Source organism: Micromonospora sp. ATLC20 (assembly GCF_057196585.1).
This window is the reverse complement of sequence record NZ_JBXUOV010000226.1, coordinates 1-7978: the sequence shown is the minus strand read 5'-3', so window position 1 is coordinate 7978 and position 7978 is coordinate 1. Positions and strand designations below refer to the sequence as shown.

Here is a 7978-nt window from a genome sequence, read left to right as displayed (position 1 = left end):
CCCAGGCGGTCGGCGTCACGCCCAGGCGGGCGGCGGCGGGCCGCTCAGGCGCTCGGCGGCGCGGCGGTGAACGCGGCCCAGGCGTGCGGCGGGAACACCAGCACCGGGCCGGCCGGGTCCTTCGAGTCGCGGACCGCCACCGCGCCGGGCAGCGGCGCCATCTCCACGCAGGCGCCCTCGTCGCCGCTGTGGCTGCTCTTGCGCCAGCGGGCCGGTGTGGGATTCGTGCCGTTCATCTGGTCACCTCTCGTTCAGCAGGCGGAGGAGCTGGTCCCGACTGGCCGCCGGGCTCAGCGCCACGGTCCGCAGGTGCTCCATGATCTTGGCGCAGGTACGCAGGTCACCCGGCCGGTCGAGGACCATCTGCCCGGCGACTGTCTCCACCGAGGCGATGATCGGGTCCTCCGGGTCGGCGAACTCCAGGATGTGCAGCGAGCCCCGGGTGCCCCGGTGGTAGCCGGCGGCGAGCGGGATCACCTGCACCGTGACGTTCGGCAGTTCGGCCATCTTCAGCAGGTGCTGGAGCTGGCCGGACATGACCGAGCGGTCACCGACCGGGCGCAGCAGCGCGCCCTCGTCGATGATGGCGTCGAGGATCGGCGGCTCGGACCCGGAGAGCCGCTGCTGGCGGTCCAGCCGTAGCTGGACCCGTTGCTCCACCTGCTCGTCGGTGAGCGTGTGCGGCCCGCCGCGCATCACCCCGCGGATGTAGTCGGCGGTCTGGAGCAGACCGGGCACCACCGACGGTTCGAAGTTCGCGATGCCGGTGGCCTCGGCCTCCAGCGCGATGAAGTCGATGGTGCGCTGGTCCAGCAGGTACGAATAGGACACCCACCAGCCCGGCTTGCGGGCGTCCTTCGCCAGCTGCACCGCCGCGGCGATGTCGGCCGGGTCCACGCCGTAGCTGGTCAGCAGCGCGCGCACGGTGGCGGGGCTGACGAGCGTCTGCGCGTTCTCGTAGCGGGACAGCGTGCTCCGGGTGCTGTTGATCTCGTCGGCCGCGGCCTCCAGGGTGAGGCCGACGGCCTCCCGGTGGGTCCGCAGGGCGATGCCGAGCCGTCGGGCCCGGGCGGTCTTCGGCGCCATGTATCGATGGTCGCACATCTCGCGGGAAAGCGGGCATGAGAGAAAGTCGATGAGAGTTGCATTCATGCCGGTGAACCTGTCAATGTGTGACGGCGTCCTCACCGCCGGTTGTCGTGGCGACGGTGGTGGTGAGCGACCGGAGGGGATGGGGCGCGCGGTGGTCGGATTCTTCACTCCCCCACGATCCGACCGCCGCGTGCCCCTGCCGGTCCACGAGACGGGGAGGGGTTGCGCGGTGACCAGGTTCCTGGTGGTCCTGACCGACGTGCGTCCGCCGGACGGCAGCCGGCGTGACGAACGGACCAGCCCGGAACGCCGCCGCCAGGTGGTCGGCGCGAGCAGTCGGGAGGCGGCCGACCGGATCGCCGGCGCGTTCATGGCGCTGGGCATGGTGCGGGCCGGCCGGCAGCGCGTGAAGGTCATCGCGGTCGGCCGCCGGCCCCGGCACCCGGCCTTCTGAGACACGCCACTCCGTTACTCCCCGTATATGTCACCTTGACCGTTTGCCACGCGACTCCGCGTCTCCCCGGGTAACGACCACCGCTTGCGGCAACGCACAGTAAGGTCAGTCGGGTGAGCGCCACCGGCGAGCACGGCCAGCCGCAGTCGCGAACGATGAGGTGACCATGACCACCCCAGGCAAGACCCGTGTGGCGATCGTCTTCGGCGGCCGCAGCCCCGAGCACGGCATCTCGTGCGTCAGCGCCGGCAGCGTGCTGGCCGCGCTCGACCCGGACGAGTTCGAGGTGGTCCCGGTCGGCATCACCCGGCAGGGCCAGTGGGTGCTCGCCAGCGGCGACCCGAGCCGGCTCGCCATCGCCGACCGCAAACTCCCCGAGGTCACCGCCGGCTCCGGCGCCGAACTGGTGCTGCGCGCCGACCCCGCCGTCGGCGGCCTGATGGTGCTCGACCCCGCCCAGGGGCCGGTCGCGCTGGCCGACGTGGACGTGGTCTTCCCGGTGCTGCACGGCGCGTACGGGGAGGACGGCACCATCCAGGGCATGCTGGAGATGGCCGACATCCCCTACGTCGGCGCGAACGTCTTCGCGTCCGCCGCGGCCATGGACAAGGAGTTCACCAAGAAGCTCTGCGCCGCCGAGGGCATCCCGGTCGGCCCGTACGCGGTGCTGCGCGCCGGGATGTCGCTCAGCGACGAGGACAAGGAGCGCCTCGGGCTGCCCGTCTTCGTCAAGCCGTCCCGGGCCGGCTCCTCGTTCGGCATCACCAAGGTCGACGACTGGGCGGACCTGGACGCCGCGCTCGTCACCGCGCGGGAGATCGACAGCAAGGTGCTCGTCGAGGGCGCCGTGGTCGGCCGCGAGATCGAGTGCGGCGTGCTGGAGGGCGAGGCCGGTGGCGCGCCGGAGGCCTCCGTGCTCGCCGAGGTGCGGATGATCGGCGATCAGGACTGGTACGACTTCGAGGCCAAGTACATCTTCGCCGACCAGGTCTGCGAGTACGACGTGCCGGCCGACCTGCCCGAGCCGGTCGCCCGGCAGGTGCGCGACTACGCCACCCGGGCCTTCACCGCGCTCGACTGCTCCGGCCTGGCCCGGGTCGACTTCTTCGTGACCCCGCAGATGGATGTCTACCTCAACGAGATCAACACGATGCCGGGCTTCACCCCGACGTCGATGTTCCCGCGGATGTGGTCGGCCAGCGGGCTGGAGTACCCGAAGCTGGTCAACCGGCTGATCCGTACCGCCCTGCACCGCCGCGCCGGCCGCTGACGGCCGGCACCGCCCGCCGGCCGCTGGGCCGGCGGGCGTCAGGCGGAGCAGCCCGAGGGGGCCTGCTTCGCCGAGGGGACCGAGCTGACGATCGTGTCGGAGATCGAGGTCACCCACTGCAGCGGCGGCTCGTACGACTTCGGCATCCGCACCCGGATCGGGGTCTCCCGGTCGACGGTGGTCAGCACCGTGGCGTCGGCCTCCTGCGCCGCGTGCCAGCAGACCTGGTTGACCGTCCACACCTCGTCGGTGGGCGGGAACTCCGCCGGGCTGCCGCCGCAGGCCACGGTCAGCGCCGGGTCGCCGTACGCGGCGTTCTGCTCCGGGCCCGCGGTGACCGGACGCTGCGGCAGGTCACGCACGCTGTCCGGGAGCTGCGACATCAGGGCGCGGCAGAGGATGGTCGGGCGCTCGGCCAGGGCCGGGGCGGGCATCTCGACCGGCGCGCTGGACTGCGCCCGGGGACTCGCCGACGCGCTCGGCGCGGCGTCCGGCGACTCCGGGGCCAGCTTGGCGAACGTGAACCCGGCCACCGCCAGGGTCACCGGCACCGCGACCAGCGTCGCCCAGAGCGCGGCACGGCGGGTGGCGCCGTCCCGGCGGGGGGAGGTGTCCTTCTCGTCCACTTACAGCCGCACCACCGAACACGTGAGGGTGCGGGTGATGCCGGGCACCATCTGCACCTTGCTGACGATGAGTTTGCCGAGCTCGTCGACGGTGTTCGCCTCGGTGAGCACCACCACGTCGTACGGCCCGGTGACGGCGTCGACCCGTACCACGCCGGCCAGGTCCGCGATCAGACCGGCCACGTCACGCGCCCGGCCGACCTCGGTCTGGATGAGGATGTACGCCTGTACCACGACTCGACCTCCGTCCGTCGCCTCCGGGCGACCCGAAGGGTGAAACTACCGTACTGAGCGGCCGTGATCCCTATCGGTTGCCGGTCGGACGCGGTGAGCGAGCACACGCCGGTGCGGACAGGGGTGGGACGTGCGGAACGACGCAGCGGAGCGAGGGGACGGAATGACTGTCACTGATGTCGGCGAGTTCGGCCTGATCGGCCGGGTGACCGCCCGGCTGGCACAGGGACGGAACTGCCTGCTCGGCCCCGGCGACGACGGCGCGGTGGTGGCCGCGCCGGACCGGCGGGTGGTCGCCTCGACCGACGTGCTGGTGGAGGGGCGGCACTTCCGCCGTGACTGGTCGTCGGCGCGGGACGTGGGACACCGGGCGGCGGCGGCCAACCTCGCCGACATCGCCGCGATGGGCGCCACCCCGACGGCGCTGCTCGTCGCGCTCTGCATGCCGGCCGAGCTGGACCCGGCCTGGGCCGAGGAACTGGCCGACGGGCTGGGCGCGGAGGCGGCGCTGGTCGGCGCGAGCGTGGTCGGCGGGGACATGTCCGGCAGCCCGACGCTCACCGTCGCGGTGACGGCGCTCGGCGACCTGGCCGGCCGTGACCCGGTGGTGCGCTCCGGCGCCCGCCCCGGTGACATTGTGGCGCTGGCCGGACGCACCGGCTGGTCGGCGGCCGGCTACACCGTGCTGTCCCGGGGTTTCCGCACGCCGCGGCTGCTGGTCGAGGCGTTCCGCCGCCCCGAGGTGCCGTACGCCGCCGGACCCGCTGCCGCCGCGGCCGGGGCCACCGCCATGATCGACGTGTCGGACGGGCTGCTGGCCGACCTCGGGCACGTGGCGACCGCCAGCGGCGTCGCGATCGACGTGAGCCGCGACGCGTTCGAGGTGCCCCGGCAGATGCGGGACGCGGCGCAGGCGCTCGGCGTCGACCCGTACGCCTGGATCCTGGCCGGCGGCGAGGACCACGCGCTGGCCGCGACGTTCCCGGCGGACGCCGCGCTCCCGGACGGCTGGTTGCCGGTCGGGCGGGTGGCGGCCGGCGCCGGGGTCACCGTCGACGGCGCCGCCTACAGCGGTCCGCGCGGCTGGGACCACTTCCGCCGGACGGCGGAATAGTCGGCACGGCCGCCGGACGGCGGAATAGTCGGCACGGCCGCCGGACGGCGGAATAGTCGGCACGGCCGCCGGACGGCGGAGTAACCGGCGCAGCCGCAGGGCGGAGTGACCGGGCGGGAGTGATCTGCGTCCGACCCCCGGCGGCCGGGCCGGGCCGGCGGCGGTCGTAACCTGGCACGGTGAGCGAGATCGAGATCCGGGAGCGGCGCTTCGACGCGCCCGAGTCGCAGGCGCTGATCCGGGCGGCGCTGGCCGACCTCGGCGCCCGGTACGGCGGCAGCGGCGACGAGACCCCCGTCGACGCGGCCGAGTTCACCCCGCCGGACGGCACGTTCCTCGTCGCCTACCTGGACGGGCGGCCGGTCGGCTGCGGCGGCTGGCGCAGCCACGGCGAGGACGGCGACACGGCCGAGCTGAAGCGGATGTACACCGACCCGGCGGCCCGGGGCCGGGGCGTGGCCCGCGCGGTGCTCGGCGCGGTCGAGCGGTCCGCCCGCGACCACGGCCGCAAGCGGATCGTGCTGGAGTGCGGCGACAAGCAGCCCGAGGCGATCGCCATGTACACCTCGGCCGGCTACGAGCGGATCCCGAACTTCGGCTTCTACAAGGACGCCCCGGGCTGCCTGTCGTACGGCCGCACCCTCTAGCCGACGGTGATGCGGATCTGGCTCGCGGCGCGGCGGGCGGCGTCCGCCGCCTCGTCCGGGGTGGTGCCCCAGGTCATCAGGTGCCCGCTGCGGTGCGCCGAGGAGAGCAGCTCCGGCACGGTCTGGCCGACCTTCGTCTCCACCTGCACGTCGAGCACGCCGGGCACCCGCAGCGCGTCCCGGCGACCGTCGATCGCGGTGACCCGGCCGGGCGGGGCGAGAAGGAACTCGATCGCCGCCGCGCCGGTCGCCCGCGCCGGCAGCTCCGGCCGTTCGCCGCGAAGGATCCGCAGGTACGCCTCGATGACGTCCCGCTCGTAGGCGATCGAGATGAGCGCGGTGATCATGTCGCCGGGCATCCGGGCCGCGCACTCCACCAGCGTCGGCACGCCGTCGGCCAGGATCCACTCGCTGTGCAGCATGCCGCTGCGGAAGCCGGCCGCCTCGGCGAGGCGTACCGCGGCGGCGCGCAGCGCGTCGTTCGCGTCGGCGGGCAGCGCGGACGGCACGGTGTGGCCGGTCTCGACCGGGTAGCGGCCACCGGCGATCCGCTTGTCGGTGACGTTGGCGAAGACCACCTCGCCCTCGGCCACGAGCAGCTCCACGCTGTGCTCGGAACCGACCAGCAGTTCCTCGACCAGCACGCCGGTGGGCAGGCCGCGCTCGGTGGCCTCGGCCGGGTCGGGCGGGGCGGCGCTGGCCGCCCAGCGGGCCGTCACCTCGGCCGCGTCGGTGATCAGCTGCACGCCCAGGCTGCCCGAGCGGCGGGTGGGCTTGAGCACGCACCGGCCGCCGTGCGCCTGCGCGAACTCCACCGCCCGCGCCGGGTCGTCGACCAGCTCGTACGCCGGGTTGGCGAGCCCGATCCGGTCGGCGAGCAGCCGCATCCGGTGCTTGTCGGAGAAGACGTCGGCGGCCTCGACGCCGGCGCCGGGCAGGCCGAGCCGTTCGGCGAGCCGGGCGGTGGCGCCGACCGCGTACTCCAGGCCGGGCAGGACCAGCCGGGCGTCGGCGAGGCCGGGCTCGCGGGCGAGCAGGGCGTCCGGGTCGAAGCCGGTCTGGTACTCGGCCGCGACGAGACGCCCGATCATCGGCAGCCGCTCGGCGAACCGGGCCAGGTCGCGGCGGGCGATCACGTCCGGCTCCTCGACCAGCACCACGCTGCCCGGCGGCAGCTCCTGGTCGAACCAGCTCAGCGAGCCGAACGACGCGCCCACCACCACCAGTTGCTCGCGACCCAGATCGAGGTCCACCGGTCATCCTCCCCACGGCTCGCGCCGGAACCGGACGGCCGGCGCAGCAGCACCCTAACCGGCCGGATCGAGGCGGTCGCCGTACGGTCGGTCAGGGGTGCGGGGGCGGGTCGGCCGATACCGGGCCGGTGGGCACGGCGGGTCGCCGGACACGACAGAAGCCGGCGGACCCCGAAGGGATCCGCCGGCGACCGACGATGTTCCGGTGGCGCTACCGCGTCAGGCGCGGGTGACCTTGCCGGCCTTGATGCACGAGGTGCAGACCTTCAACTTCTTGGTGTTGCCGCCACCGGCCGGGGTGCGCACCGACTGGATGTTCGGGTTCCAGCGGCGGTTGGTCCGCCGGTGCGAGTGGGACACGTTGTGGCCGAAGCCCGGCCCCTTGCCACAGACGTCGCACACGCTAGCCACGGGATACTCCTGGGATTGAAACGTTCATGAGGTCGCCGCCAGGCGCTGCCCGGGCAACCTGGTCAGGTTACCCGATGACAGTCGGTACGCCCAACCGGCCCTTTCGCGAGCCCACCCAGCGTACCGGCGTCCCGGCCGGGCCGTCCGCCGGGGCGGACACGCGGCGACGACCCCGGCGCGTGTCGGTGTGCGCCAGTAGGCTTCCCGACGTGCTGGAGACCCTCGACGCCGCAGCGGTACGCCGCTGGTGCGCGAGCGGGCTGGCCGCCCTCCGGGCCCACCAGGGCGAGATCGACGACCTGAACGTCTACCCGGTGCCCGACGGCGACACCGGCACCAACCTGGTGCTCACGTTCACCTCCGCCCAGCAGGCCCTGGCGATGGACCTCGGCACGCTCCCCGACGACGGGCACACCCCGCACGGGCATGCGCTGCGGCTGATGGCCCGGGGCGCGCTGCTCGGGGCGCGCGGCAACTCCGGGGTGATCCTCTCGCAGATCCTGCGCGGTCTCGCCGACACGCTCGCCGCCGTGCCCGCGGTGCGCGGGCGGCAGCTCGCCGAGGCGCTGGCCGACGCCACCACCGCCGCCTACGCCGCTGTCGCCCGGCCGGTCGAGGGCACGCTGCTGAGCGTGGTCGCCGCCGCGGCGCACGCGGCTCGCCGGGCGGACAGCGACGACCTGCGCGCCGTGGCCAGGGCCGCGAGCGAGGCGGCGGCGCACGCGCTGGCGCGTACCCCCGAGCAGTTGCCGGAGCTGGCCCGCGCCGGCGTGGTCGACGCCGGCGGGCGCGGCCTGTGCCTGCTGCTGGACGCGCTGGTCGAGGTGATCACGGGGGAGAGCCCGGGCCAGCCGGCGCCCGCGCCGCCCGCGCCGCC

The 7978-nt window shown here is 74.2% G+C and carries 11 protein-coding genes; 5 read left to right on the top strand and 6 right to left on the bottom strand.

All coding sequences use genetic code 11. The annotated features are described in order from the left end of the window. Positions 1-44: 44 nt before the first annotated feature. Together AC2CHG_RS28225 and AC2CHG_RS28220 are read right to left on the bottom strand one after the other, a co-directional pair. Positions 45-236, bottom strand: a complete 192-nt coding sequence (locus tag AC2CHG_RS28225; RefSeq protein WP_262014756.1) for a DUF397 domain-containing protein — start codon at positions 234-236, stop codon at positions 45-47. 4 nt (positions 237-240) lie between these two features. Next, entirely contained in the window at positions 241-1086 is an 846-nt protein-coding gene (locus AC2CHG_RS28220; protein ID WP_262014757.1) for a helix-turn-helix domain-containing protein, read from the bottom strand. Between the two features lie 235 nt (positions 1087-1321). Between AC2CHG_RS28220 and AC2CHG_RS28215 the strand changes: the two genes are divergently transcribed. Continuing rightward, the gene (locus tag AC2CHG_RS28215) at positions 1322-1546 is read left to right on the top strand and encodes a hypothetical protein (protein WP_194799685.1); all 225 of its coding nucleotides are present in this window, start codon (positions 1322-1324) and stop codon (positions 1544-1546) included. A 166-nt stretch (positions 1547-1712) separates the two neighbouring features. Next, positions 1713-2816, top strand: a complete 1104-nt coding sequence (locus tag AC2CHG_RS28210) for a D-alanine--D-alanine ligase family protein (RefSeq protein WP_194799686.1) — start codon at positions 1713-1715, stop codon at positions 2814-2816. Between the two features lie 38 nt (positions 2817-2854). Here the strand turns inward: AC2CHG_RS28210 and AC2CHG_RS28205 are convergent, their stop codons facing one another. Together AC2CHG_RS28205 and AC2CHG_RS28200 are read right to left on the bottom strand one after the other, a co-directional pair. Then, positions 2855-3442, bottom strand: a complete 588-nt coding sequence (locus AC2CHG_RS28205; RefSeq protein WP_194799687.1) for a DUF3515 domain-containing protein — start codon at positions 3440-3442, stop codon at positions 2855-2857. Continuing rightward, positions 3443-3676: an Lrp/AsnC ligand binding domain-containing protein gene (locus AC2CHG_RS28200; RefSeq protein WP_013284547.1), complete on the bottom strand. Its 234-nt coding sequence runs from the start codon at positions 3674-3676 to the stop codon at positions 3443-3445. A 163-nt stretch (positions 3677-3839) separates the two neighbouring features. Here AC2CHG_RS28200 and AC2CHG_RS28195 point away from each other — a divergent pair, with 163 nt between their 5' ends. Further along, complete coding sequence (locus AC2CHG_RS28195) at positions 3840-4790, top strand: thiamine-phosphate kinase (RefSeq protein ID WP_194799688.1); 951 nt, start codon at positions 3840-3842, stop codon at positions 4788-4790. Between the two features lie 179 nt (positions 4791-4969). Then, positions 4970-5437 (top strand): GNAT family N-acetyltransferase, encoded by a 468-nt coding sequence (locus AC2CHG_RS28190; RefSeq protein ID WP_135243728.1) that lies wholly within the window; start codon positions 4970-4972, stop codon positions 5435-5437. Here AC2CHG_RS28190 and AC2CHG_RS28185 read toward each other — a convergent pair. Together AC2CHG_RS28185 and rpmB are read right to left on the bottom strand one after the other, a co-directional pair. After that, on the bottom strand, positions 5434-6690 hold the full coding sequence (locus AC2CHG_RS28185; protein WP_484525939.1) for an ATP-grasp domain-containing protein: 1257 nt from the start codon (positions 6688-6690) through the stop codon (positions 5434-5436). The two genes, AC2CHG_RS28190 and AC2CHG_RS28185, sit on opposite strands and share 4 nt — an antisense overlap. A gap of 219 nt (positions 6691-6909) precedes the next feature. After that, positions 6910-7101 carry a 50S ribosomal protein L28 gene (gene rpmB / locus AC2CHG_RS28180; RefSeq protein WP_011905179.1) on the bottom strand — a complete coding sequence of 64 codons (192 nt, stop codon included), beginning with the start codon at positions 7099-7101 and terminating at the stop codon, positions 6910-6912. 209 nt (positions 7102-7310) lie between these two features. Here rpmB and AC2CHG_RS28175 point away from each other — a divergent pair. Beyond that, on the top strand, positions 7311-7978 hold a 668-nt coding region (locus AC2CHG_RS28175), incomplete at its 3' end, for a DAK2 domain-containing protein (protein ID WP_484525938.1).